Here is a 25,962-nt window from a genome sequence, read left to right as displayed (position 1 = left end):
GATACAGCAGAGGTAGTACTCCTTGAAGTTTCTGTAAGTACCGAAATGGTAGCATACCAAGATTGTCATAATCTCACTCTCGGATAGCCTGCCCTTGCGGTTACGGTAGCGCTTCCCATCGCCATCATGAGAGGGCAATGGGAGGTTTTGGGCCAGTTCTGCATTCAAATTCTTGTCAAACTCATCGATAATACAGAAAATTTCTGTAACTTTGTCCTTGGTAATCATCGCTTGGTTGTTTTGTAACTTATTGATTTTCACCTATAAAGGTACAAAATGTTGGCGAGATTACCAACTTTTATAATGCTTTTCTTATCCCGAACTCGCGTATATATGCAACTAAATTCCTGTCTGTTTGGATGTTTATCCCCAAAATCCAGGCTGTTTTTGGCCGCGACTCTCTCGTTTTCCTGAAAACGGGGCTGAATTTCGCGATTTTGGAACATTCTTGATAATCAGGGAGTTGTAGTGTCTTGTAAGGTTTCTCATGGGAAATTGCAGGAGGAATCTTGGTAAAAGGCGGCCAAAAGGTGAGTAAAAGGCGGCCTTTTGGCTTGTCGGTAACGGTCTTTTGCATCGTAGATAACGGTTAACAGCAAGCGGAAAAGTCGCAAAAAGGTCTCGGAAAGGTTGAAAAACGGCCTGTTTTTTGTCAATAATGGGCTTTCAGGAGGCAAGTTTTCTGCTGGATTGCGATTTCTGTTTGTAAAGTAAAAAGAAATCCTTGCCCTGATTTTTAACTTAAAAATGTTAATGCGGGGCAGGCTCAAAATAAGAGCCTTGCCTGTCTATTCACCGAGAACCGACCGCGGCAAGGCTTACGAGAGAATTTATGAATTTTTACAATCCAACTTATTTAAGGTATCTTATGGCCAGATCGAAGAGTCCTTTCCGATACTTGTCGTAGCAGTATTTCTTCAGGTCGTTGATTCCTTCAATTACGAATCTCTTCTCGTCCGGGTTCAGATATTTGCCTCCGCTCTTGCATAGGTTCCTGATTTTGTTTGCCATCGAGGTGCGGTAGAGGTCGCTGTCCTGTTCCCTTTCGGCGTTTTTATAGAGCTCCCGGAGGCTTCCGAAGCGCGAGAGGAACTCCTTGGCGGAGCTCACGCTGTCTGTTCTTGGAAAGGTAAAGCTGTCCCAGTCCATATTCTTGAGTTCTTTCAGCTGTTTCAGGTCATTGAAGTCCCAGCTGATGAAGCCCTTGGATATCTTCGGGTCTTTCCCGTAGATGATCCACAGGGAGCCGGAGGTGTTGCCGTCTTTCTCATCGTACCATACCAACGCATATACCGTGCGGAAGTCCTGATCGGCCTTGTCGCGGAAGTAGGCGAGCTTGTAGTTGCGTTCCCTTCGTGTGCCGAAGGTTACACTCTGGCGGTTGTCTTTGCCATAGGCGATGACTTTTGTTTCCCTCATCTCTTTTCCGGCGTTCTTCGTGAAGCTGCCGTAGGCATTATTGGCGTCTTGCTCGAATGCCTTCATGACTTGTTTGAGCGATGCAGACTTCGATTTGGGGATGCTGAAATAAGTGATGTTGAAGTTGTAGTCTTCTCCTTTCTCCGTCGACTTGCTGTTAATGTACTCGTCCATGCCGTTGCCGTTGAGGAAGTCGGCCGTGGCTTTCTTCAGGTGTGTCTGGGCGTCGGCTGCGAGCGGTATTGCCACTGCAAGGATTGCTGCAATGCATAGTTTTTTCGTCTTCATAATCATAGGGATTTTATTCGTAAATGTTTTCTGTTTCTTCATTCTCTATCATCTGGGCCGTCAGGAGTTCCTGTTGCAGGATATAGAGGTCGATGGTCTTGTCGGCCGTGGCCAGTTTCCGCTCAAGTTCATGCAGTTTCTGTTCCACCAGCCTGTCGGCTTTCTCTTGCGGCGATGTTGTTTCGGTCTGTGCCATGTAGCTCTTGGGCGGGCGTGGGGTCTCGTGCCTCATTCGTTTTTTTGCGGGTTGCTTGGTCTTCTCGGGCCCTGTTTTCCGGCTTGCCGTGTCGGTTTTTACGGTGGCCGTGGAGTCTGCCGACTGGGCGAGGACGGATTGTTTCGGAGGTTGGGATGTTGTCTTGTCGTTGTCTCGCGGCCACAGGGTGAAGAGCAGGAGGCCGACGGCTGCGGCCGAGAGGATGGACACGAAGACTGCCCGGGTCTTTCTCCGGGGTGCTTCAGGATGGCCCTTCCCGTCCATCTTGCCGAGGAAGGCGAACATTTCCTGATAGGGCTTCCATTTCTCCTTTACCTCCGTGTGGGCAAAGTAGTTGGCGAGCTGCGCCTCTTCTTGCGGCGTCGTCTCGCCCTGCATGTATCTTTCGAGCAAGCGCTCAATGTCCTTATCTGTTCTCATATCTGTTCTTTCGCTTGATTTCTTCAAAGAGTTGCTTTCTCGCCTTGCTGAGAAGGGTTGCCACGGAGCCCTTTCCGATGCCTAAGAGGGCGGCAATTTCGGCGTTGGACTTCTGCTCTGTCTGCCTGAGCCGGAGTATCTCATACTCCTTGGAGGGGAGTGCCTGCATCCTTGTCTCCAGCCACTCGCCGGTCTCGAGGCTTACCAGCTGGTCGTATGGCGTGGCATGGGTTTCGTCGGCCACCGACTGGCTTTCGAGTATGCTGAGCCTTTTCCGGTTTCGGAAGTGGTCGATGCAGAGGTGTCGGGCTATGTGCCCCGCGAGCCGCAGGCAGTCTTCTGCTGTGGAGAATTCGGTGTGGTGCAGCCATAGTTTGAGCAGCGTGTCTTGGGCGATGTCCTCTCCTGAATCCTCGGGAATCTGGTAGCTCCCTGTCGTCTGCAAGGCTTTCTTTCGCAACTGTCCGGCTATTTGTTCGAATTCTCTTTGCTTCATTCTGCTAATATAACGGGAAAGGGAGAGAATTATCAATCTTTTTAACTCTTCTTAAGATATTACGGACATCAAAAACGAAAAGTGCGCATAGAAACTATGCGCACAAGATGGGTTTCAAAAGGGAATCAGGGCAGGGGAGAGAACTTGCCTGTCCGGCCAGGTTCCCAGCCCTTTGCCTGACTTGGAAGTCGTTATCGTTTGTTATGGAAGGCGCAATGGCACAGGTATACCGTGCAAAGCAGGATGACGCAGATGCCTCCCGTTACTCCCCATAGGTCCATGAAGAAGCCAATGACGGGAGGAATCACGGCTCCGCCGGCAATGGCCGTTATCATAAGGCCTGAAATCTGATTGGCCTTGTCGGGGCTGTCTTTCAGTGCCATGGCGTATATGATGGGGAAGACGGAGGCTCCGAAGAACCCCAGAGCCCCTATCAATGCCATGTCCAGATAGTCAACTTTGATGAAGATCAGGGCAATCACGCTCGCCAATGCCAACAGGATATTCACTCTGAAATACTTCACTTCGCTCACTTTTGTGAGGAAGAAGGTGCCGGCAAACGCGCCAATCGTCCTGAGCAGGAAGTATGTCTGAGGAGCCAGCTTGGTCTGTTCCGGTCCCCAGTTGAATCTCTCGGCCATGAGCTTGGAGCTTATGAAGTTGGTGGCGACATCATAGCCGACGATAAAGAAGATGCCCAAGAATAGCAGCAAGATGGTCTTGTCCTTGAGAATCGCCCAGGTTTCTTTTACGGATGTCGTCTCTCCAGCGTCCTGTTCCCGCTCGATGTGGACGGACATCAGCCATATCGCGGAGACAAGGGTGATGATTCCCAGTATAGGGAAGCAGTAATACCAGTGCTCTTCTCCGAAATAGTGCAGGGCGAACAATACGATTTCCGGTCCGGCGAGCGAGGAGAGGGCCTTCACCACCTGTCCTGCCGTAAGCCCGCTTGCCAGGTATTTCGGATTTGTGAGTACATTCTTCAATAGCGGATTCAGTGATACCTGAAGTATGGTGTTGCCTATGCCGAGCAAGGCAAAGGCCACGAGGCAGATGGCGCCATTATAGCTGATAAGAGGCAGGAACATTCCTATGACGGTAATGCCAAGGCTCAGGAGAACCGTATTCTTCCTTCCCCATCGCGTCATCTTGTTGCCTACGGGGATTCCGAGGAACAAGAACCAGATGAATACCATGGAAGGCACGAACCCAGTCATGGTATCCGACCAGTTGAATGTCTTCTGCACATAGTCCGACGATATACCTACGATATCGCAGAACCCCATAACAAAGAATCCTAATAATACCGGCAGCAGCTGGAAAACAGTAGATTTACTTTTCATATTCATTCTGTTTGTTTTTCTTTCTTATTGCGGACAAGATGGAGTAGAGGAAGTTCCCCAGTTCTTTTGAGGTTCCGTTCCCATGACAAAGTGAAGCTCGCCTCCTTGCAAAAGCTCTTCACGATACATCCAGCAGTCATTCAGAGGCCTGCCGTTCCATGCGACCGACTGTACATAATATGGATTATTTCCCTGCTTGTCGGTTGTAATGATGAGTTTCTTGCCCTTTGCCGTCATCTTGTTTAGCTTGATGACAACCTTGTCGAAGGCGGGACTTCCGAGCTGGAAGGTTGGCCGGACGGGTGTGCCTCCCTGTACATCGAACAGGCCGAGGGTGCTCAGAACATACCAGGCACCCATTTGCCCCTGGTCTTCGTCCTGCCCGTATCCGTATCCGTGTTCCCCGGTATTCCCATAGAACTCGTCGCATATCATGTGAGTCCATTTCTGTGTGAGGTAGGGGGCACCAGAGAAATTGAACAGCCATGCTATGTGCAGGCAAGGCTGGTTGCCTTGGTTATAAACGGTCTGGAGACCGGAGAATGCGTCAGAGACCTTGCCACCTCCGAAGATATTCTTCTGTGATTCCGTGAAGACATCATTCAGGAGCGTATTGAACTTGTCCTTTCTTACTTTGCTTACGAGCAACGACGGGTTCTGGGGGACGAAGAAGGTGTATTGTGTAGCATTTCCTTCCTGGAAGCCTCTCCATGGCTGCAAGGGGTCAAAGTTGTCAAGAAACTTCCCGTCCGTACCTCTGGGATGGATCAGCTTCAAGTCATCATCGAAGAGCAGGGTCCATCCATTGGAAAGAGAGATGAACTTCTCGTAGTCGGCAGTCCTGCCCAAGGCCTTTGCCCATTGAGCCATGGCATATGCGCTAAAGCTGTATTCCAGCGTGTGGGAGGCTGAGAAGTAGGAGCCTTTGTCGTCCGTGCCGAAGTAGATGGCGTCATTATATGGCACATAACCGTTCTTTACGAAAAGCCCGACATCCTTCTTTCCGGCGCCTTCAGGCCGGTTTTCATCGCATAGCTCATTTTTCGCGGCGGCCTCATAAGCCAACTCCACATCATAGTTACGGATTCCGCAGTTATAGGCTCCGGCAAAAACAATGGGCATCATGTTGGTTCCCACACCTGAAACATATTTGCTGGTGGCGATGCCGTCGCCCAGCCATCCGGCATCTTTATATACGAGCAGCTGGCTATTGATGAAGTCATTATAGTACTCGGGATAGGCAATGGCCCAGAGAGTAGTGAGGTTCCAGTAAGCTCCCCACATCGCGTCTGTATTGTAATGGTTGAACTTCGGCTTCTTGTCCTTGCCTAATGGGATGTAGCCGATGGTGCCGTCGTTCTTGGGGTAAGCGCCGTTCACATCGCTGGCAAGGCCGCGCCCCAGCAGGGCATGGTAAAGGCCTGTGTAGAATTTGGTCTTGTTCACCTCTGAGTTATCTGTAACCTCGATTCTGCCCAGATACTCGTTCCATGTCTTGGTGGCATTTCTTCGAGCCTTGTCAAAGGATAGTTTCGAGGCTTCAGTCTGCAAGTTGTTGCGGGCATTCTCAATAGAAGTGTAGGAAAGTCCCAGCCTTACCTCTATCTGTTCGTTCTCTTTCGTTGCGAAGTTGACGCTCATCATGGCACCTTTGCCGTGAATCCGGCTGGCCGTGCGGGGTGTCTCGCCCTCATGGAAGACGGAGATAGAAGTGGGTGTTTTGCTCAATACTGCGCAGAAATACATCGGCACGGTGGCTCCCTGCTGATATTTCTTTACATACTCAGGCTTTGTTATCACATATCCTTCAACCATATTGCCGTTGGCATAGTTGATGTAGGCATCCTTCACCTCGCCGCTTTCTCCCTGACGGTTACCAATATTGAACAGGATGTGGGCATCTTGGGATGCGGGAAAGGTGTATCTCTGGAATCCCACACGCTCGGTAGCGGTGAGCTCCACCTTTGTCTGATAGTCTTTCAGTATGACCGTATAGTATCCAGCCGTGGCAAATTCCGTGCTTTTGTCGAAATTAGAACGGAATCCCTCGTCAGGGTTCTCCAGTCTTCCCGGCGAGGTTTTTATCTGGCCGACGACGGGCATCAGCGAGACGCCGCCCACTTGAAACTCATGGAAACACGGAAATCCGTCAATCGAGCGATGGTCATCTTGGTAGCCTACGGCTTCCCATCCCTGGTTGTTTCCATAGGTGCCATTGGTTGAAGCACCCAGCTTTGCCATGCCAAAGGGCATGGAGGCGGGAGTATAGAAGAACCAGCGACTATGGGTAACCCCAATGTTTGGGTTTACATATTTCGTGAAGTTCTGGGCAGAAGCCAGTTGAAAACCTATGGCTAAGGCAACCAGAACGGCATGTCTAAGGAATCTCATCCGTATCTTGAAATTATTGATGGCGCGTGCCAGAAGCGTTTCCTGTCTGATTACAAGCTGCGTGTAACGCTGTTACAAACCGTGTGTAATCCGATTACAAGCCGTGTGTAACACAGGTGCCGACGGCTGGTAGTCCCGGGAAAGACTTCCGGCGCACTGCCATGCAGAATCATTTGTTATTTCTCGTTCTTGTAAATAGAGATCAAGCCTAACGACTCCAATGCCGCGTCCTGCGTCAGCAACTGGTAATAGCGCTTTGGAGATGCGCCTGTCCAGTCTTCATAGTAGAATCCTTCCTGTGTGCGGGCATCCGTGAGTGCATGGTTCATGAAGTTCACATAGGTGTCGATATACTTGGTTGCATTCTTGTTGTATTTGGCCAGTTCGGTATAGGCCTTCAGCAGTTTGGCGTTGAACCAAGGGTCGGAGTCAGGATAGGCGAGAGCCATGCCGTTGCGTGGACGGACGAAATAGTTATATCCTCCTTCTGCCGACAATATCGCGTCCGCGAGATAGTTCTGCTCGCCCGTGGCTTCATACATGAGTACGCCGTTAGAAACCATTACTCCCGTATTGTAAGTCCACTTGGTCTTATTGATTGTCCCGCTGGCTTGCTTGTCATTCCAGTAGCAGTTGTCTTCGGGATCCTTCAAGTTGGCCTTCAGCCAGCTATACAGTCTCTTTGCCAGGGCCAGGATTTCGTCTTTCTCCCCGGCATCACAGACTTTATAGTATCTCAGCAAGAAGTTCACGGCATATCCATTGGCACATGCAGGCTTGTTGGAGTTGCCATTTCCCTGGATGTTCTTCTCGTCTTCGTTCCACCAGAGCCCGCCGTCAAAGATGTTGTCCTCTCCGGCCTTCAGGAAGGCAACGATGTTCTTGCAATTCGTGAGATAGGCGTTGTCCTTGAGCAGGTTGTATGCCTCTACCATTTCGATACCGCAGATGGCATTGTCGTCATAGTAGCGTGTGCCCTGGCCGCTTTGGCCGTTAGTGGAAGAGGCATAGGCCCCGATGTTATTGGCCGTGTTATAATAAAGGTTGAACTGGTTTGCGAGATTCGCATAGTCTACATCATACCCTAACTGCTGAAGTAAAGCCGTGCCAGACAAGAGTCCTACATACCCCCAGAGGTAGGAATGCTCCGGGTCGCCTGCCTGGTTAGGGTAGTTCTCCTTGTAGAGGCCGGCATAGGTGCCGGTCTTTATCTTATAGAAGGAGTTGATTTTGTCAAACAGGGCCTTTGCCTCGTCTTTATAGACGATGGTAGTCTCTCCCGTGTTGTTCTTTTCAACAGGAATATAAGGCTCTACATCTGTTCCTCCGCATGCTGATAGCAGGAACAAGGACATGGATATTATTAAAAACACTTTTCTCATATTAGGTGGATATTATGGTTTATTATTATAATGGAGTAACATTTGTGAAGGTATGCGTCATCAGATTACCGGCATTGGTATCAATTGTGATAGTGGCATGAGTGTTGTCTAATGTTCCCTTCATTTTCCAGAGATGATCCCATTGCGACCATGAGAATTCATGCAGTTCGTAGAAAGAAGGAGCCTCATTGTCGCTTGGGCGCTCGGCACTGATGTTGTCGCCGCGTCCCCAACACATGTCGCCGCCATTCACCTGTGCGATGAAGTAGTAACGCTCTTCAATCCAGCTTAGCCAGCCGGGAGGATTCGTGGACGGATCACTTGGGTTCAAGAAACGGATGTCGCCGTCGCCGGTAAACTTTCCGTTGCCGGCATATTGTAATACTGCAATGTTGTTAAATGTAGCTCCCCAGATACAGCGAACCGATGTGTTGATTTTGTCTACAGACATGGCTAATGTATTGAAGTTGACGGTAATCCTGCTAACTTCCTCCCCATGCTCAATGGCTGTAGTCTCGGTTCCCTCCTTGAGCTTGCCGCTGGCATCAATATAATAGGTATAGGCATCACTTCCCGTGGAAGAGCGGAAGGACACATCTCCGGTTCCCAGCTTGGTATAGATGCAGAACACTCCGTCTGCCACTTGCCTGAATTGTAAGCCCCCTTTGCCTCCATTCTCTGTGGCAGCCCCATAGAGGTAGAGCTCTGAAGGAATGTTGTCTATGCCTTCACCCCGAGTAACGGCTATTTCTGCAACCTGGCTGCTGGTTTTCACCTCGCCTCCCTTGGATGCCGTAACAGTCCATTTAATGGTGCCCGTCTCATCAGGCTTGATACCGGCGTTGCGTGCAATCGTGTTAATGTCAGCCTGGGTTATTGTCAGTTGTGGCTCTGCACCCAAATCGCTCTTGTAAGTTGCAATTGGATGGGAGAAGTCGCCGTCGGCCTTGTCAAACAAGACATTGTAGAGAACAATGCCTCCATCTTCAGCTCCACCGCCCGTCCATGATAAAACTACGGGAACGACAGAGGTAACATCCAAGGCTATCGACTTGGGAGAAGACAGCTCCGTGGGCGTACTGAATGCAGGATTGAAACTGTAGTCCTCATCGCTACACGAGGTTGCTGCCACCAATAGCGTGATGAGCAAATTAAAGAACAATATCTTTTTCATAATTTTTCCCTTTCAATTACCAATTAGAATTTTGTGTTAGGTTCGCATCCAAATCCCTTTCGTGCTGGGGAATGGGCCATAGGTAGTGCTTCTGGGCGTCAAACTGGCGGTTTTCCACCCTTACATAGCCGTTGTCGGTGCCTATGGCCTCACCGGTCTTGATGCCATGGCAATAGCCGTTCAATACTTGTTCGGCAATCTTCCAACGCATGATGTCCTTGTGTCTCAGCCCTTCCATTGCCAATTCAGAGCGGCGCTCGTTCCTGACAATCTGAATGAGTTGGTTTTTTGATGTGGACGGGAAGTCAAGGGCAGAGGCCTGAGTGAATCCGGCACGCTCTCGGATGGGCCGGATTGTGGCGTTCCATATGGAAGCGTCCAACTGACCCAGCTCTGCATTAGCCTCTGCATTCATCAGCAGGATGTCTGCATAGCGAATGAGAATCGGGTTCAGGCCAGAGAGTAGACTCTGGCGATAGGTCTTGTCCCAATACTTCTTGACATAATATCCAGTCGCGGAGCAGTCGGAAGTAACGCCATAGCCATCCTGGCCTTGTCCGGGAGCACAGTTTATAATTTTTGTGCTTCCGTCAGCCAGAGTATAGGAATTGCCTGTATACATGACCGTTGCAGCCAGACGGGGATCCCTGTCTCGATAGGGATTGTTCTCGTCATAGCCCGACTGTGCGTCTTTGATGTTCTTGCCATTCAGCATGATATAGCTGTCAACCAATTCCTGTAGAGGGGAAAGCTGAGAGTAACCACCCATCGAAGGAGGAAGAAATGAATACATGATGTTGTGCTCGCGGCTTACAGGGCGGTACTGGGCATCCAGTATGACCTCACTATTACCTTCACTACTAATCTCGAAAAGACCAGAATAGCTGGGGTATAAAGAGAAGCTGCCTTTATTCATGATCTCTGAAGTCAGTTCTTTCACTTTCTGCCAATTGCCCTCAAAAAGATAAATCTTAGCCTCAAGTGCCATGGCAGCCCATTTCGCCGCACGGCCCTTGTCATTGCTTCCATAAGAATTTGGCAGGTAATTATTGTTGATGATTTCATCTAAATCAGCAAGAATATTGGTAACAATCTCTGACTTTGGCGTGCGTGCCAACTCTTTGCTTTCTGCGACAGTTATCACATTGGTGAAATAGGGAACATCGCCAAACTTTGTATAGAGCTCATAGTAGTGATAGGCTCGGATGAACTTTGCCTCACCTATATATCTGTTCTTAAGAGACTCGCTGAGTCTGGAAACCTTGTCGATATTGTTGAGGACTTCGTTGCACTGGCGGATACCAGCGTATTTCGTATCCCATACGGACAATATATAGCTATCGGCAGTAGAGTAAGTCCCGTTTCCTATACTTTGGGTATATGCTGACGGCTGTTTCGTGTAAGCATTGTCGGTCATGCATTCGCTCCACATCTGCTCATCCATTGTGGCAAGATTCAGATAGCATGTGTTAAGTGCCTCATAGGCAGAGAGAGAATCCTCTGTCCAGAATGTAAGGTCTGTCTTTCTATCATAGGGAGCCGTCTCCAAGTCTATGCATGACGACATTGATAATGATAGGCATGATGTTACAAGCAGTAACTTTATCTTATTATTCATAATCTTATGCATCTTTAAAATTTAACATTGATTCCCAAAGAGTAGACCTTTGAAACAGGATAGGCTCGGCCACTACCATCTGCATTGTATTCTGGATCCCAGCCTCCTTTCATTTTGTCGAAGGTTAGCAAGTTTTGTCCGCTAAGATAGATTCTGAATTCTGTAAGGCCTATTTTATGAATGAGTTTCTTAGGAAAGGCATATCCGATCTGCACATTCTTCAGGCGCAAGTATCTTGCGTCGAAAATCCAGAAATCAGACTTTGCCGCATTGTTGGCAGACTCTGATCCCATGGTAAGACGAGGATAGCCTGCATCGGGGTTTGCCGGGGTCCAATGGTCTTGATGGAAGTCGAGGACAGGACCTTCGTTGTTGTTATGGAACGCCTCGACGGATTCTCCGCGCATCCAGCGGCGCCGTTTGCCGACTCCCTGCCACATCATAGACCCATAGAGACCCTTGTATTCAAATCCATAAGAAAATCCGAATGTATAACGGGGGAAATCATTGCCCACAATGAATCGGTCATCGTCAGCCTTGATAAGCCCGTCTCCATTCTTGTCGATATAACGAATGTCGCCAGGCTTGGGAGTAATACCTTCCAGATGAGGGCCTGCGGCACACTCTTCTTCTGACTGGAAATAACCGTCAGACCTATAGGCATAGTAAGAGTTCATGGGATAACCCTCTTTGATAATCGTGTTTACATCACCGCCGCCGATGATTACTTCGCCGTCAACATCCAGTACCTTATTAAATGTGTCCGAGATGTTTCCTGCGAAATGGTGCATAACCGGGCCTGTCTTCAAGTCATAGTTAACCTGAAGTTCCCAGCCTCTGTTTTCTACTTTTCCCGCATTCTGTATGGGCGCTCCGTTGCCATACATGCCGGGAACGGGCAGATTGACAAGAATGTTATTGGTTCTGTTATTGAAGAAATCCAATGACAGGCGAAGGTCATTGCCGAGTAAGCCTATGTCAAAACCGAGGTCAGCCATTCGAGTGGTCTCCCACTTGATATTCGTATTTACAGAAGAGAAAGAAGCCGTAGGTACAAGATGGTCCCCAAAGCTGATGCCTTGCGTTACTTGTACGGTCTGCATATATTGGTAGAGTCCTATGCGATTGTTGCCGACTGTGCCCAGAGATCCCCTGATTTTCAGCGATGGGATATAAGGCTTTAGTGGTTCCCAGAACTTTTCTTCAGAAACACGCCATCCAGCAGATACCGAAGGAAAGACACCCGAACGATTTCCCTTCGCAAAATAGGAAGAATAGTCGTTGCGAATGTTAATTTCCAAGAGATACCGTTCGTCATAGTTGTAAGCGAGGCGGGCAAAGCCGGAATACATTGACCATGTGTTCTTGTATCCGCTGTTGTTCACATCGTCACCGGAAAGAGAGCCAACAAAAACATCGTAGTCGGAGTTTTCTGTAAGGCGCTGCGTCTGGAAATTCTTTTCAGTATAGCCTTCATATGAATAGCCAAGTAGGGCATTGAGATTATGCTTGCCAAAGCTTTTCTCGTAGTTTGCCAGTAGAGATGTGGTCATCTTGCGCGACTCATAGTTCTGGAGGTTAATATGATTCTCGGTATCTCCTGAACCTCTGAGCGAGTGGCGGTTCTCATGCATGTTGTTATTGAGGAGGCGAACACCTGTGTTTGCTGTTAGCGTGAATCCGTCGAAGAGCTTATAGGTAAGCTGTAATGTCCCGGAAAGATCGTCGTTGGTATTCCTGCGATAGCCACCATCTACAAGACGCTCCAACGAGTTGGAGTTACTGCCACTTGGATAGTTGTAACTTCCGTCTTCGTTGATGATATTATAGATAGGCGGCATGCGGTTTGCCTGCTCGACAATCCATTCTGTCCAGTAGGCATGTTCGGTGATGTCATTCCTGACGAACTCCGTGGTTATATCCATCTTTAGGCGTTTCGAAAGCTGGGAGCTTAGGTTTAGGCGGGCATTGTAGCGCTGATAGCCGTAGTCTGGACCTTTGAACATGCTGTTCTGATCAAGGTATCCTAAGGATGCAAGGTATGTGGTATTTGCATTGCCTCCGGAAACCGACAGGTTGTGGGACGATTGAGGGCTGTGCTTGTGATATAATTCCTCTATCCACTTTACATTCGGTCCTTGTTCCCTGAACTGCTTGATCTGTTCGGCGGTGAATTTTGTAGTTCTGCCAGAATTGACGGCTGCTTCATTGTATAATTCTGCATAAATCCAAGAATCGGCAATGTTTGGTAGGGAAGTAGGGCTTTGTATGCCGTACATGAAATCGTAATTGACCTGTACGCTTCCACTTTGTCCTTTCTTAGTGGTTACCAGAACTACACCGTTAGAAGCCCGCGAACCATATATAGCGGTAGAGGACGCATCCTTCAAGACGGAAATCTGGTCAATGTCCTGCGGATTCAGATTTGCCAAAGACCCTTCAATACCGTCGATGATAACCAGCGGAGAATTGTCGTTCAGAGTGTTTAATCCGCGAATATTCATGTTTGGGACGCTACCGGGATTGGAGCTTCCTTCCTGGATAATCAGTCCCGGGCTTGTTCCTTGAAGGGCTTCCAGGACATTGGCTATCGGCTTGTTCTGAAGCTCTTTCGATGAAATGGAAGAGACTGACCCCGTTAAGTTTACTTTCTTCTGACTACCGTAGCCGACGACTACAACATCATTCAGGGTCAGGTCGTCGGCCGAGAGGTTTACTTCCAAGTATTTACGACCGTTTATCTTTACCTGCTGTGTTGTGTATCCGATATACGAAAAGGTTAATACATCGTCAGGTTTGGCTTTGATAGAGAATTTCCCGTCAAGGTCGGTTACGGTCCCGTTGGTATTGTTTGCTTGTACGGTTACACCTATCAAGGGTTCTCCGTCGCCGAACACTTGACCTTGTACGGTCGTTTCTGGACCATTCTGTGCCATACTAGGTGTGGCAGACAGAATGTTCAGCAGTACAATAAAGGTTAATAAGATTAACCTACTTCGTTGGTTAGAACATAAATTGAGTTTCATATTATTTTCTTATAATATTATTAATAGGTACCCAGAAGAATCTTGGTCTGTACACGGAGGCCTTGTCAAATAAAGTTTTACTGGAATCGTATGTGTTGACATTATAACACATTAGAACCTTGTGATTCTTTTGGAATTGTGGGTGAACCATTGCATTATAAGTCATCATCTGGTCCCTGTCAAAGTCAACTTCGTTTACAGTATAGAGAAGTTTTTCGTTTGTGAACGGACCTGCCGGACTTTTCGAAGTGTAAGAATAGATGTTCTTTATATTGGCCAGTCTGTTCTGAAATATAAGGCATATAATCCCATCCAGCTCAACTACATTGAATTGTTCCGGGACGCTTTTCAAAATACCGCTTATCCTATGAGACATTGAAGCCTCTTGTTGCCATTGCGAGCCGTTCCAATAAGAATAATCGGATAATTTGTCATTAATAATCCGCGCTCTACAGACATGTACTTCCGAAGACCCGTTACTGAAAGTTTTTGTCCCATAGATATATACATATTTCTCTTTAACCAGAATCGCATGACCGTAATGGACATTGTTAACATCAGGAGCTTCAAAATGGGTCTTGTCCATGATAGAGAAATCTGATATTCTTATACGGAAATAGTCGCATCCTACATATTGGAATGAGAGAGGGCTATTGCCAGACTTATAAAACTGCGACATGAAGAGATGGAGAATGCCATCCTTGACAAATCCATCCCCAGGCCAATACCATGTGGGGGGCTCTGTCTTTCCTGTAGGCTTAAGATATGGGGCAGGAGATGAGCTGTCTCCGTTGTAAAGCGTCTTCAACACATTGAATTGATTGTCGATAATGCTGAAGGTATTACCCATGATAAAGCGTGTCGACGGGGCTCTGCGAGTGCCGTCGGTGATATTTCCCAAGAAAGAATCTCCCCACATAAAGAGGCTTCTTCCATCTCCTAATTCGATGGAAATAGAGCCGTCGGCACCTGTTACCCCATCACCGTTTGCCGGCATGATTTTATTGATAATAGCCGTGTCAACCTCCACAAGATCATCCTTACTATTAGAAATCAGGGAATTCCCGTTCCCGCAACTTAACAGAAAGAAAGATAAAAAGAACAGGGTGTTATTTTTCTTTATCATATGACTTAATTCTTGACTGTTGACATACATGGAGCTATACAATCATCTTTGCTTGCCCAGCCCTTATTGGGCTTCGGTCCCATTATGAATTTTAGGTGGGCTCCCTTTACAAGATCTTTGTGATAAATCCATGCCTTATCATATTTTTTACCATTTATATATAGACTCTGTATATATACATTTTGGGGAGAGTTGTTTACGGTCTCGATAACTATATCTTTCCCGGAATAATATTTGGGATCAAGATGAATAACGGCCTTCTTGAAGACGGGACTTCCTAAATCCCAAATTGGGTTTACGGCGCAGCCGCCTTGCATTTGGAATAATCCCAGGGCGCTCAAAACAAACCAAGCCCCCATCTGCCCCTCGTCCTCGTCTCCCATCCATCCATTCTCAGGCTTATCTCCATAGAATCTGTCCATAATTGAGCGGGTCCACTTCTGGGTTAGCCAAGGAGCACCAGCATAGTTGAACAGATAGGCTGCCTGCATGTTCGGCTCATTGCCATGATTGATGGGCAAGACCCCCATAGAGTTAAGGCTTTCTGTCCAATCGACACTTTCAGAGCTGAAGTTCCAAGGCTCCGAAGCCACAAAACCTCTATCTAAACGATCAATGAAAGTTTTCTTTCCAAGAAAATCAACGATGTATTTAATATCATGGGGTACAAACCAAGTGTATTGCCATCCATTTCCTTCTACAAAGCCAGGACCAAGAAATGTGGTGTATCCAAGGGAATCAAAGGGCTCAACCCAAGAGCCATTGGCGTTTCGCATTCTGACATATTTTGTCTTAGGATCAAATATGTTTTCGAAATTTCTACTTCTCTTTGCAAAAAGATTTGCTGTAACCGTATCGCCCAATGCTTTTGCGAATTCACTGACTGCCCAGTCATCATAAGCATATTCTAAGGTGTTTGAGGCTGGGCCGTCTTCATTTGCGACATAGCCATATTTCATGTATGAGTCGAGATATCTGTTGCCAGCCCAACCTCCGCCCCGATGAGGATTGCCTTGAGTGGTCTGCTGGTGAATCATTGCTTTCAGGGCCTTCTTTGCATCAAAGTCTCTAATTCCGGCTTGGTATGCACCGGCAAGGATTTCAATGCCATGTGAAGCTACCATGATACCTGAATATTCTATACCAGCTGGCCCTTTGGGTATCCACCCCCCCTTGTCGTAGATCTCCAGTATTGACCGACAGAACATGGACGAGACTTTAGGCTGGACCAGATTCCATAGTCCATTTAGGTTCCAGAATGTATTCCAGTAAGCATCACTGCCAATAACAACATCATTGGAATTTTCGAGTTGTTGCGGCTTTTCATACATATCTATATATTTGCCATTGACATCACTCCAGATCGTACGGGCGACAAAAGACCTATACATATTTGTATAGAACTTTCGCTTCATAGCTTCATTGTCTGAAGTTATCTCTATGCTGCTGAGTAATTTATTCCATGTATCTCTATTATTCTTTACAACAGCATCGAAATCCCAACCAAATGGCTTCATTTCTGTCTCAAGATTTAGCTTGGCTTGTTCGGGACTGACCAGGGAGAGTCCTACCTGAACTTGAATTTGTTCGCCTTCTTCAGTATCATATTCTACAAAGAAACCGGCATCTTTATTTCCCCAGCCGGAAGAAAACTGCTTGTCTATATTCCTAATTACTTCATCTTTTTTCCAGCCATTAAATGTTATGAACGGCTTATTAAAGCGGATGTAGAAGCAAACACTATATTCATTAAAACTGGCACCTCCATGTCCTTGTTGGAATGTAAACCCCTGAATCTCATGGTCTGAGATTTTTGTAACAAAGCAGTTCGTAAGCTCAAAGCCATATTCATCATCAAAGTTTAAATCGAACAGGATTCTTGATCTGTAGTTCTTGGGGAATGTATATCTATGTATTCCAACTCGTGTTGTGGATGTCAGTTCTGCTTTCACTTTATAATCATCAAGATAGACGGAATAATATCCAACTTTACTGACCTCGTTTTGTTTCTTGTAAATGGATCTATAGCCAAGCCAGGGCTTGTTTGCCGTACCGGGGGTAATCTGTAACTCACCAGTTGTAGGCATCATTAACAAACCAGCCATCGTCCAAGAATGGATATGTGAGAATCCTGTAATAGAATTAAGATTATATTCATATCCTCCTTTCCATTCCTGATCTTGGTTGTCAGGTGATAGCTGGACCATTCCGAAAGGCATAGTTGGTCCGGGCGTTACCATCCACCTCGAATTAGAAGTCCCGACAAAGGGATCTACATAGTCTACTGGCAGCTTCTCCACTTGACTATTAGAATTAGCCTTTGCATAGATGTAAAGCGGCAATGCTAATAATGCAGCCGATAAGAAAAGTTTTCTTATATTCATTATTTATAGCCTTCATTTTGTGTTAAAACACCTCCTGATAATGCAATCTCTCTTTGCGGTATAGGGAACAAGACTTCGTATGTCTGAGGATTTGAGTTCGGTTTTGCAGCTTTTATTCTTTGTACGAATTCGTCGGGAGAGCACATCCTGGTAAGGTCGAACCAGCGGTGTCCTTCCATAACGAACTCATGACGATATTCATTTAATACAGCTGTTTTGAAGCTTGCATAATCATTACTTATACCATCTGATGTTAATCCAGCACGAGTCCTGACAGCTTCTAAGGCCGATACGGCTTCTGCGTTGGCACCTTTGTTTAATTCATTAGAAGCTTCTGCAATGATAAGGTACATTTCAGATGTCCTGATTGCAGGGAAGATAGCATCTGTATTGTTACCGTTAGGTTCTGCTGTCCGATCCCAATACTTAAATATATAAGGTTTCTTCAAATCCTCCTGGGTCCCGTCGTTATAGGTGAAACTTCTTTTAAGAGTTATGTCGCGGCGCTTGTCGGAGGAACTAAAACTCTCATACAGGTCTTCCGTGGCATTCTCCCATCCTTGTGCATTATTTGGCCCTCCTTTTGAAGTATCGGTATTGGGTAACAATCGCACTAAGAATTGTCCCCCTTTCCATCCCTCGCTTAAGGAGGTGTTGAAATTAATGCCAAGGATGATTTCTGAATTGAATCGATTTTCTATCTTGAACAGATCGCCAAAGTCGGCCATCAAGGGAAAGGCTGGAATTACTTTTTTCGCACAATCTATTGCTTTTTGGTAATAACTCTTATCTCCGGAATGATATGCATAAGTATTGTATACTCGGGCGAGAAGTGCCGTTGCGGAAAGTGCATAGGGACGGCCTCCCCCCTGTCGATCGCTGTACTTCAGGTTTTCCTCTGCGAATTTCAAATCTTCTATTATCTGCTGATAGATGATGTCAGAAGAAGTTCTTCCTATCCTTTCTTCGTCAGCACCTTCGATGTCATGAGTGCGGAAGGGAACATCGCCGAACATACGGACAAGATCGAAATACATCATAGCTCTCCAGAAACGGGCTTCGCCTAATAGATTGTTCTTTAGGGTTATGTCCATCTCAGTGGCAGACACTTTGTCGAGAACAATATTACAGCATTTAATAGTCTGGTAGAAATCACGCCACAAAAGCTTAAGAGGGGTATTATATTGATCAATCTGTAAATTATCAATAGATGTATAGTCGGAGCCGGACATATTGCTATTAGCGTTATCACTAAAGAGATCTTGGAATATCCAATAGTAATTGTAAAACACGCCACCATAGTTCTCATCCCATAGCCCATTCGGTGAATATCCGATGATGAGATAGTCGTAGATGGCATTTGTTGCTGCCACAGCTTGTTCTGGGGTCTTATAATAACTTTCGGTCGTGGTTTCTCCTTTGGGAATCTCGTCAAGAAAGTTATTGCAGGAGCTAACCAGCCCCAAAATGCTTAATACAATAATATATTTTTTCATAATCATCAATTAAAAGTTTACTTTAAGACCAAATTCAAAAGACTTGGACATTGGATATGATCCGTAATCTGCACCCATTGATAGATTGTCATTTGCAAAACGGCTAACTTCTGGATCATAGCCACTATAGTCTGTAAATGTATAGAAGTTCTTTAAACTTGCATATATTGTAAGTCCTTCACACAAGAAAGGTTGCAGTAGCTTTCTCGGAAATGCATAGGTCAGGGTGATGTCCTTTATACGCATATATGTTCCGTCTTCAACATAATGGTCAGAGAGAATAGTACCAGCAGACTTCATTGTTGCTCTCGGATATACATTTGAAGGATTTTCCGGAGTCCAACGGTTCAAAGCCGCGATGGTATTGTTTTTGTACCCATTAAAGCTCTCGAGTGCGAATTTGTTGAAATTCACAATTTGGTTTCCTACTGCTCCTTGCAGGTAAAGTGTCAAAGAAAGCTTGCTTCCATCATTGAATTTATATCCGAAGGTGTTGTTCCATCCATATGTAAAATCTGGATTTGCATCTCCTAACACATAAAGATCTTCCTCGTTAATTATGCCATCTATACTCTTTTCCTTATATTTCCTGTCTCCAATATAAAGGGTCTTGCCTGCGAAGAATGGAATCTTTGACGGATCTTCATTTGACTGGACAATACCATCGGTCTTATATCCATAGATAACTCCGATAGGCTCTCCTTCTGTAATCTTGGTCCAGTATGTGATACCAAGGATAGAGGCACCATTAAGATTCTCCGTGGATCCGGCAAGGCTGGTAATTTTATTTTTATTATATCCATATGTGAGGTCCGAAGTCCAGGTGAATTTTCTATCGAATGGAACTAAGTTCAAGGTTATATCAAATCCCTTGTTCTCGAGGCTTCCTATATTCTTCATAATCACATCATATCCTGTCTGGTAAGAGATGGGAGTGCTTAGTAGTAAGTCGCGGGTTTTCTTAAGATATACATCAAACGAGAGGTTCACCCTGTTATTGAACAAGCCTAAGTCGAAACCAGCATCGTATTGGGCAGTAGTTTCCCATTTCAGGTCTTGATTGGATATTGTATAAGGAGCCTTGCCTTTGACAATGGTGTTATTCCCAAAGTAGGCTTCTGTGTCATAAAGGAGTCCTTGTGAGCTGTAAGGCATGATACCTTCGTTGCCGACTTCTCCATAGCTAATTCGAAGTTTCATGTTGGAGATAGTTGGGTTGTTCTTCAGGAAGTTTTCCTCACTCATGCGCCATGCCCCTGATATAGAAGGGAAGAAGCCGTATTTGTTGCCCTTCCCGAATTTAGAGGAACCATCTATGCGGGCAGATGCGGTCAAGAGATATTTATTATCATAGTTATAGTTTACGCGGGCAAGGTATGAAAGCATTTGCCATTCGGAAATACCGGAAGTTGCCATTTGTTTTTCCGCACCAGACTGGATGGAATGGTATCCCAATGTACCGTCGCTGAAATCGGCTGTTGCTACAGCTGACATTTCGGAGTGGAACTTTTGGGCTGTGAGGCCGCCTAATACGGTGAAGTGATGCTTGTCGTAGATGTCAAACATGTAGTTCACCGTGTTTTCCCAGACCCAGCTATAAGTATCCCTGTTCCCGATGCTTGCATAACCTTCGTTTGATTCTGCCCGCTTGATGTCGGCGGGAGCAAAGGCTTGCTCCTTGATGTACGAATAATCAGCACCAAGACTTGTTTTGAACACAAGATTCTTGATAGGGGTCCATTGGAGGTACATATTATTTAGGGTTCTGAAAGCAGTAGTCTTGTTTTTGGAGCGATATGCGTCTTCTACAGGATTACCTACATTCGGGGAACCGAGGTTGTTTTCATAGGTATAAGTCCCGCTTGCGTCTCTTACTGGTAGTGCCGGATTCATCTCAAGGGCCCACGAGGTAATGCTTGAGGCGAAGGCCCCTTCGGAATTCGTAACCACGCCGTTTGATTTCTCGTAGCTGGAGTTGCTGGTTATGCCAACCTTTAGCCACTTGTTCATGTCGGCATTGAGGTTTACCCGGAAACTGCCTTTCTTGAAATTAGAGGCAATGATGATCCCATCCTGATTGACGATGTTTCCTGACACATAATAATTCATTTTCTCGCTGGCTCCGGAAAGAGAAAAATCATAGCTTTGCATAGGAGCGGTCCTGAATATCTGATCCTGCCAGTCTGTGTTGTCTTTGGCAAGATTGTTTAGTCCGGCAAAAATGGGTCGTCTTTCTACACCATCATTGTCTGCGGCCTCATTTGCCAATTGGGCCAATTGTAGAGCATTAAGTAGTTTCATCTTCTTGGCGATACGCTGAAAAGAAAGTTTTACGCCAACACTAAGCTTAGCTTTGCCTAACTTTCCTTGCTTTGTCGTTACGAGCACGACACCATTTGCGCCGCGGGCACCATAAATGGCTGTAGCCGAGGCATCCTTTAGGATTTCAATAGACTGGATATCGCCAGGGTTGATATTTGTAAGCGGATTAAGGCCGGGGCCTTTTAAGGTTCCGGTAGAGAGTGAGCCGGCATCAGAGATTATCGGCATTCCGTCGATTACATACAGAGGTTCATTGTTTCCGTTGATGGAACTTGTGCCACGAATGCGAATGGATGTTCCTCCTCCCGGTTGGCCTGATGTGTTGAGGACTGCAATGCCGGCTGCTCTTCCCTGGATACCTTGGTCGAATGAGGTTACGGATGTTGCCTCTATGTCGTCTGCCTTAATAGTGGAGATGGCGGATGTCAAGTCCGATTTCTTCTGAACACCATAGCCGACGACCACCAACTCGTTAAGATTGTTGGCAAGTTCTTTTAAGACGACGGTCATTTTCTGTCCTGCAATTGCAGTTATCTCTTGAATGCCATACCCCACATATGAGACCTTGAAATTACATTTATTGGGGCCTGTGAATGTAAAGTTCCCGTCGATGTCGCTGACGCCGACGGCTTTACCGTCTGTCAAAGTGATGTTAGCGCCGATAATCGGTTCTCCATCCTCCGTGATGACTCTGCCTTCATATTGGACGGTATTCTGAGCCAATAGGCTTTGGGGAATCATTGAAGAAAAAACGACAGCAATTAGAAGCAGGTGCAAAGACTTTAAGTATTTCATGTCTTATATATTAGTTTAATAATTTCCCGGGGTGCATGACCCTACTATATAACTATCTGGATTGGAACCTCTGTATGGAGTGAAGTCCGTACTTTTTGAGACCGGCTCATAGGTCTCTGTTACCTTTTCATCGGCAGCATAGCCAGGAAGGAATGATAAGTCTTGGCGACTTTCAAGTATCATTTTTCTATTTGCTAATTGTATTACTTTATATTTGGTCATGATTGGAACAGTCGGAGAGAAGATATTATATTTGATCATGTATAAAGAGTCAACTGTTGATCCCTTCATGACTACTTGCCATGAACAATAAGAGTTCAGCGTTTCCAGGGCACCTGCAGAAAGCACGCTTCCCCAGTCAAGTTCCCAGGTGAGATCAGGGTTAAAACGGTATATGTCGTCAGTCAGGTCTGCTGTAGCATAGTCATCTCCTTGGATGATTTGAGAGGACAGCTTCCAGTCATATTTCAACAGTAAGGGTATCTGTGCAAGCTCTACTGTCGCTACCAGATCGGAAGCGTCTAATAGTTTTCCATTGTCATCATAGCCATAAAATGAATAGATTAGGTTGCCTGTCTCGTCTCCAGAGATTACTTCTTCAGAAAACCTGTAGGGGAAAACCGTATTCCGGGGATTTATTTGCCGGGAATAGGAGTTAACAGGAGAGCCGTCAATAGCTTTCTTTACATCTATCTTACTGAATGCTGTCTGGTCTCGTAGGGTAACATCGACAGAAATTGTGTCGCCGACAGCAGTTTGTAAAGATAGCTGACTTAAATAGATTCTTGGTCCAGATTGTGAATTGTCATCACTGCAGGACGATAGATAACCCATTAGCCCGATGAACGACAATAGGGCATATGGGATTTTGATGTGTTTTACTTTCATTTTGTTTAGGATTAGTATTTGTCTTTGTCTTGTTTGGTTATAGGTTTTATACTCTCACATGTGCCTCTATGACTTTACAGGTTTTTCCCTCGGCCTTCCCGCAGGGTCGTATAGTGTATTCTCCGACGCATGCCGGCACGATGAAGGTCTCCACATAGTGGACCACGAAAGGATCAAAGGCTCCATTCGGACTTTCCACGACAGCCTCTTCTCCTTCGGCAAGGTTCAGTACATGCACGCTTCCGGCATTGTGCAGGGTTATCTTCTCGTCGAAGGTGTAGCGGGTGGTCTCGATGAATTCATTAGGGTGAAGCCCCGTGCGCTCTTTCTTGCAGTGCGGGGTTTCGGCGAGAGTCTCAATGTGGTTTGCCAAGTGTTCGCGTACATATCTTGTGTCGCGCTCCCACTTGATGACCTGCCTACCTCTCTCTATGTTGATGGGACGGGGCTTGCCGTCCAGTCCCAGTCGCTGCCAGTCGTAGAGTTTGAAGGTAAAAATGTTCGGGGTGGCACTGATCTCAAGCACCATGCTGTTGCGTCCGGAGCAGTGGATGGTGCCATTGGGGATGAGGAAGTGGTCGTGCTTCTTGGCTGGTATCTTATTGACATATTTTTCTACGGGGAATGCTTCTCCGGTTTCCTGGGCATGGCGCAGGCCGTTAATCATACCCGTGGAATCAACTCCTTCTTTCAGGCCAAGATAAACCACGGCGTCCTCACCGGCATCCAACAGGTAGTAGCTTTCGTCCTGAGTATAATGGATGCCAAAATTTGTCTGAACAAATTGTGTCGTAGGATGCACCTGAAGGCTCAAATTCCCTCCGCCCATGGTGTCCAAGAAGTCGAACCGGATGGGAAAGCTTTTGCCGAATCGGCTCTCCACAGCCTCGCCGAGCAGGGGGATGGCCTCCAGCAAGACAAGGTCCTGTGCTGGAATTTCGAATCGTGTGCCCTCCACATCGAGCAAAAGGCTGTTCTCTTCGGGCACGCAGTCGAAGCACCATCCGTAATTAACCTCTGAACGGTCCAAGTCGCATACTTCCTTCATCCATTGCCCGCCCCAGGGTGCAGGGTCAAAGAACGGCACCACCCTGAACGGGTTTCTCGCGGTCTTCCGGATTCCCTCAATGAAGGTCTGGTTGCTAATCATTTTGGGCTTTCCCGCTTGGTTGCTGTCGATCCAGTAGCCGATGCGGTGCGCTGTGGCCAGTTCAAGCTTGTGCCGGTCGCAGATGTTCCAGTCGTTGAAGTATCCGCGCTTGTATTGGAACGATGGGGGCTCCTCCCGGTTGTCATATCCCAGTGCTTTTACTTCGTGTCGGCGGAATCTTTGTTGTATCTCCCACCGAGCCATGTCGGCATAGACCACGGGGGCATCTTCGGCTGCGAATTTTGCCGCGCCCGTTCCTATTATTATTATAGGCTCATTCTTTGATTCGGCTAAGAATTCACTAACCTTGTCCTGACAGAAGTATTCGTCTAACGAAACATTGGAGATGAAACCGAACAGCACATCGTCGGTCATGAATCGTTCTGTGAGTTTTTCTATCTCCGGTTGGGTTTTCATAAGGCTCCGGGTCGACACGATTCTGCGGCCCGTTCTTCCGAAGGCAGAGATGAACTCCTCTTCCATGGCTCCGACATAAAGGTCGATGGCCCATTGCTGCCGATTTCCATACCGGCTTTCAAGTTCTGCTATGATGTTTTCCCAGCCCTGATATATAGTTCCACTTACATGCGTGGCAGGATATTTGTCATAATTAGGTTTTCTCATTGCGGTTTTTATTTGTTTGAACATATATTGTTTTGTGCAAATGTAATGATTAAAATCTTAATAAGCAATAAAAAACAGGAAAAATTTATGTTATGACTTTGTTTTTTCGTTTTTTTTTGTTTTCTTTGCTATTGCAACTGTAAGAAACAGACAGGATTCATGGAAGAAATATGCCAAAAGAAAGATTTGCCGTTACATGTTCAGGCGGAGAACATACTGAGAAAACTGATCGAGGAACCCGAATATAAGAATGGCAAGGTGCTCCCTGACGAAGTTACCTTGTCCCAGCAGCTCGGCATCTCGCGCAACACCCTTCGCCAGGCTATCAACAAGCTGGTCTATGAGGGGCTCCTTGTGCGTAAGCGCCGCGTGGGAACTAAGGTGGTGCGCAAAGGACTTGTTAGCCGCGTGAAAAACTGGCTCAGTTTCTCTCAGGAGATGAGGATGCTGGGCATTGAGGTGAAAAACTATGAACTGCATATTAGCTACAAGCAGCCGAATGAGGAGATATCTAATTTCTTTGGGATGGGAGAGGGAAGCCATAGGCACTGCCTTGTCCTGGAGCGTGTGCGTGGCAATACCAGCTATCCTTTCGTATATTTTATCTCTTATTTTAACCCCGATATACCTTTCAAGGATGACGAGGTGTTTCAGAAACCGTTGTATGAGATTCTGGAACATGACTATGGTATTCTCGTAAATACGAGCAAAGAGGAAGTAAAGGCGAGGCTGGCGGGTGCTGACATAGCCAAGAAACTGAACATCAGCCCCGAGGATGCCATCCTGATTCGCAAGCGGCTTGTGCTGGACATAAACGATATTCCGATAGAATATAACATCGGCTATTATGAGGCCAACAGCTTTACTTATACGATAGAAGCCAGCCGATAGAGTTCTTTCAGCCGTCTTCTGTTTGACAAAATCGGCGAGATTGAACAACAAAATCGCCGAAATCGTGGGACAAAATCGCCGATTTTGTCGGTCGCTTCTTTGTCCTAATGGCTGACACGCAATGTCATTTAGCTTGGTTGGAATCATCTATGATGCAGATCATTATAATATCTGCAATAAGGATATTGTAATTGAAAGTCTTGGCATGCTTGATTTTCTTCTTCATGACAGAGGGGGGGCGTTTTGCTGTGCATAGAGGGGGTTCCCTGTCAAGGGGCGCCTTCCTGTATATTAATAATGTATTCCATTTATATATAATAATGCGTCTTGTATATTAATGATGTGTTTTCTATGCTTCTTTTCTTTCTCCCTCCGATTCTAATAAAGATACTCCTGTTTGAATGCTCCTCGTTCTTCTTTTTGTCAACATTCGCGAAAACTTTCGCTTTTCCCGAAAATATTTCCTTTGAAAAGTTGCGTGGTTTCGATTTTTGTATTACCTTTGCACT

17 protein-coding genes and 1 pseudogene are annotated in these 25,962 nt (G+C 46.3%); 1 reads left to right on the top strand and 17 read right to left on the bottom strand.

Annotated features, from left to right (window positions below; genetic code table 11):
* The 16 genes and pseudogenes from BM114_RS13015 to BM114_RS12935 form a co-directional block, all read right to left on the bottom strand.
* A pseudogene (locus tag BM114_RS13015) lies at positions 1–228 on the bottom strand (IS982 family transposase); the annotation flags it as partial.
* 624 nt (positions 229–852) lie between these two features.
* Complete coding sequence (locus tag BM114_RS13005) at positions 853–1,707, bottom strand: hypothetical protein (RefSeq protein WP_143089345.1); 855 nt, start codon at positions 1,705–1,707, stop codon at positions 853–855.
* A 13-nt stretch (positions 1,708–1,720) separates the two neighbouring features.
* Positions 1,721–2,344, bottom strand: a complete 624-nt coding sequence (locus tag BM114_RS13000) for a hypothetical protein (RefSeq protein ID WP_092114071.1) — start codon at positions 2,342–2,344, stop codon at positions 1,721–1,723.
* Entirely contained in the window at positions 2,331–2,840 is a 510-nt protein-coding gene (locus BM114_RS12995; RefSeq protein ID WP_092114069.1) for an RNA polymerase sigma factor, read from the bottom strand. Before BM114_RS12995 ends, BM114_RS13000 begins: the two co-directional genes overlap by 14 nt.
* A gap of 191 nt (positions 2,841–3,031) precedes the next feature.
* Positions 3,032–4,186 (bottom strand): MFS transporter, encoded by a 1,155-nt coding sequence (locus BM114_RS12990; protein ID WP_092114084.1) that lies wholly within the window; start codon positions 4,184–4,186, stop codon positions 3,032–3,034.
* A gap of 24 nt (positions 4,187–4,210) precedes the next feature.
* Positions 4,211–6,577: a GH92 family glycosyl hydrolase gene (locus tag BM114_RS12985; RefSeq protein ID WP_092114067.1), complete on the bottom strand. Its 2,367-nt coding sequence runs from the start codon at positions 6,575–6,577 to the stop codon at positions 4,211–4,213.
* 176 nt (positions 6,578–6,753) lie between these two features.
* Positions 6,754–7,959, bottom strand: coding sequence for a glycoside hydrolase family 76 protein (locus BM114_RS12980; RefSeq protein WP_092114065.1), 1,206 nt, complete (start codon positions 7,957–7,959; stop codon positions 6,754–6,756).
* Positions 7,960–7,984: 25 nt separating this feature from the next.
* The gene (locus tag BM114_RS12975; protein WP_092114063.1) at positions 7,985–9,133 is read right to left on the bottom strand and encodes a SusE domain-containing protein; all 1,149 of its coding nucleotides are present in this window, start codon (positions 9,131–9,133) and stop codon (positions 7,985–7,987) included.
* Positions 9,134–9,149: 16 nt separating this feature from the next.
* Positions 9,150–10,751 carry a RagB/SusD family nutrient uptake outer membrane protein gene (locus BM114_RS12970; RefSeq protein WP_092114082.1) on the bottom strand — a complete coding sequence of 534 codons (1,602 nt, stop codon included), beginning with the start codon at positions 10,749–10,751 and terminating at the stop codon, positions 9,150–9,152.
* Between the two features lie 14 nt (positions 10,752–10,765).
* A complete protein-coding gene (locus tag BM114_RS12965) occupies positions 10,766–13,777 on the bottom strand; it encodes a SusC/RagA family TonB-linked outer membrane protein (RefSeq protein ID WP_092114061.1) in 3,012 nt (1,003 codons plus the stop codon).
* A 1-nt stretch (position 13,778) separates the two neighbouring features.
* Positions 13,779–14,903 (bottom strand): DUF4185 domain-containing protein, encoded by a 1,125-nt coding sequence (locus BM114_RS12960; protein ID WP_092114059.1) that lies wholly within the window; start codon positions 14,901–14,903, stop codon positions 13,779–13,781.
* Positions 14,904–14,908: 5 nt separating this feature from the next.
* On the bottom strand, positions 14,909–17,287 hold the full coding sequence (locus BM114_RS12955) for a GH92 family glycosyl hydrolase (protein WP_092114057.1): 2,379 nt from the start codon (positions 17,285–17,287) through the stop codon (positions 14,909–14,911).
* Positions 17,287–18,783 carry a RagB/SusD family nutrient uptake outer membrane protein gene (locus tag BM114_RS12950; RefSeq protein WP_092114080.1) on the bottom strand — a complete coding sequence of 499 codons (1,497 nt, stop codon included), beginning with the start codon at positions 18,781–18,783 and terminating at the stop codon, positions 17,287–17,289. The genes BM114_RS12955 and BM114_RS12950 overlap by 1 nt, the downstream gene beginning before the upstream one ends.
* A gap of 9 nt (positions 18,784–18,792) precedes the next feature.
* Positions 18,793–21,900 carry a SusC/RagA family TonB-linked outer membrane protein gene (locus BM114_RS12945; protein ID WP_092114055.1) on the bottom strand — a complete coding sequence of 1,036 codons (3,108 nt, stop codon included), beginning with the start codon at positions 21,898–21,900 and terminating at the stop codon, positions 18,793–18,795.
* Between the two features lie 15 nt (positions 21,901–21,915).
* The gene (locus tag BM114_RS12940) at positions 21,916–22,788 is read right to left on the bottom strand and encodes a hypothetical protein (protein WP_143089344.1); all 873 of its coding nucleotides are present in this window, start codon (positions 22,786–22,788) and stop codon (positions 21,916–21,918) included.
* 46 nt (positions 22,789–22,834) lie between these two features.
* Complete coding sequence (locus tag BM114_RS12935; protein WP_092114078.1) at positions 22,835–24,562, bottom strand: class I mannose-6-phosphate isomerase; 1,728 nt, start codon at positions 24,560–24,562, stop codon at positions 22,835–22,837.
* Between the two features lie 159 nt (positions 24,563–24,721).
* Here BM114_RS12935 and BM114_RS12930 point away from each other — a divergent pair, with 159 nt between their 5' ends.
* Complete coding sequence (locus BM114_RS12930; RefSeq protein WP_092114051.1) at positions 24,722–25,453, top strand: GntR family transcriptional regulator; 732 nt, start codon at positions 24,722–24,724, stop codon at positions 25,451–25,453.
* Positions 25,454–25,761: 308 nt separating this feature from the next.
* Here BM114_RS12930 and BM114_RS14550 read toward each other — a convergent pair.
* Positions 25,762–25,962: hypothetical protein (locus BM114_RS14550; protein WP_218151494.1), on the bottom strand; the 201-nt coding region annotated here is incomplete at its 5' end.

Source organism: Prevotella sp. KH2C16 (assembly GCF_900113305.1).
In the GTDB taxonomy this organism is placed as follows: domain Bacteria; phylum Bacteroidota; class Bacteroidia; order Bacteroidales; family Bacteroidaceae; genus Prevotella.
Note: the sequence above shows the minus strand (reverse complement) of the source record. Positions and strands in the feature narration are given on the sequence as shown.

What these genes read in the sequence shown, in the direction of transcription:
- BM114_RS12930 (WP_092114051.1), top strand. Translation starts at nt 24,722, where the DNA reads ATGGAAGAAATATGCCAAAAGAAAGATTTGCCGTTACATGTTCAGGCG.
- BM114_RS12940 (WP_143089344.1), bottom strand. Translation starts at nt 22,788, where the DNA reads ATGAAAGTAAAACACATCAAAATCCCATATGCCCTATTGTCGTTCATC.
- BM114_RS12975 (WP_092114063.1), bottom strand. Translation starts at nt 9,133, where the DNA reads ATGAAAAAGATATTGTTCTTTAATTTGCTCATCACGCTATTGGTGGCA.
- BM114_RS12980 (WP_092114065.1), bottom strand. Translation starts at nt 7,959, where the DNA reads ATGAGAAAAGTGTTTTTAATAATATCCATGTCCTTGTTCCTGCTATCA.
- BM114_RS12965 (WP_092114061.1), bottom strand. Translation starts at nt 13,777, where the DNA reads ATGAAACTCAATTTATGTTCTAACCAACGAAGTAGGTTAATCTTATTA.
- BM114_RS12995 (WP_092114069.1), bottom strand. Translation starts at nt 2,840, where the DNA reads ATGAAGCAAAGAGAATTCGAACAAATAGCCGGACAGTTGCGAAAGAAA.
- BM114_RS13000 (WP_092114071.1), bottom strand. Translation starts at nt 2,344, where the DNA reads ATGAGAACAGATAAGGACATTGAGCGCTTGCTCGAAAGATACATGCAG.
- BM114_RS12945 (WP_092114055.1), bottom strand. Translation starts at nt 21,900, where the DNA reads ATGAAATACTTAAAGTCTTTGCACCTGCTTCTAATTGCTGTCGTTTTT.
- BM114_RS12960 (WP_092114059.1), bottom strand. Translation starts at nt 14,903, where the DNA reads ATGATAAAGAAAAATAACACCCTGTTCTTTTTATCTTTCTTTCTGTTA.
- BM114_RS12935 (WP_092114078.1), bottom strand. Translation starts at nt 24,562, where the DNA reads ATGAGAAAACCTAATTATGACAAATATCCTGCCACGCATGTAAGTGGA.
- BM114_RS13005 (WP_143089345.1), bottom strand. Translation starts at nt 1,707, where the DNA reads ATGAAGACGAAAAAACTATGCATTGCAGCAATCCTTGCAGTGGCAATA.
- BM114_RS12985 (WP_092114067.1), bottom strand. Translation starts at nt 6,577, where the DNA reads ATGAGATTCCTTAGACATGCCGTTCTGGTTGCCTTAGCCATAGGTTTT.
- BM114_RS12955 (WP_092114057.1), bottom strand. Translation starts at nt 17,287, where the DNA reads ATGAATATAAGAAAACTTTTCTTATCGGCTGCATTATTAGCATTGCCG.
- BM114_RS12990 (WP_092114084.1), bottom strand. Translation starts at nt 4,186, where the DNA reads ATGAAAAGTAAATCTACTGTTTTCCAGCTGCTGCCGGTATTATTAGGA.
- BM114_RS12950 (WP_092114080.1), bottom strand. Translation starts at nt 18,783, where the DNA reads ATGAAAAAATATATTATTGTATTAAGCATTTTGGGGCTGGTTAGCTCC.
- BM114_RS12970 (WP_092114082.1), bottom strand. Translation starts at nt 10,751, where the DNA reads ATGAATAATAAGATAAAGTTACTGCTTGTAACATCATGCCTATCATTA.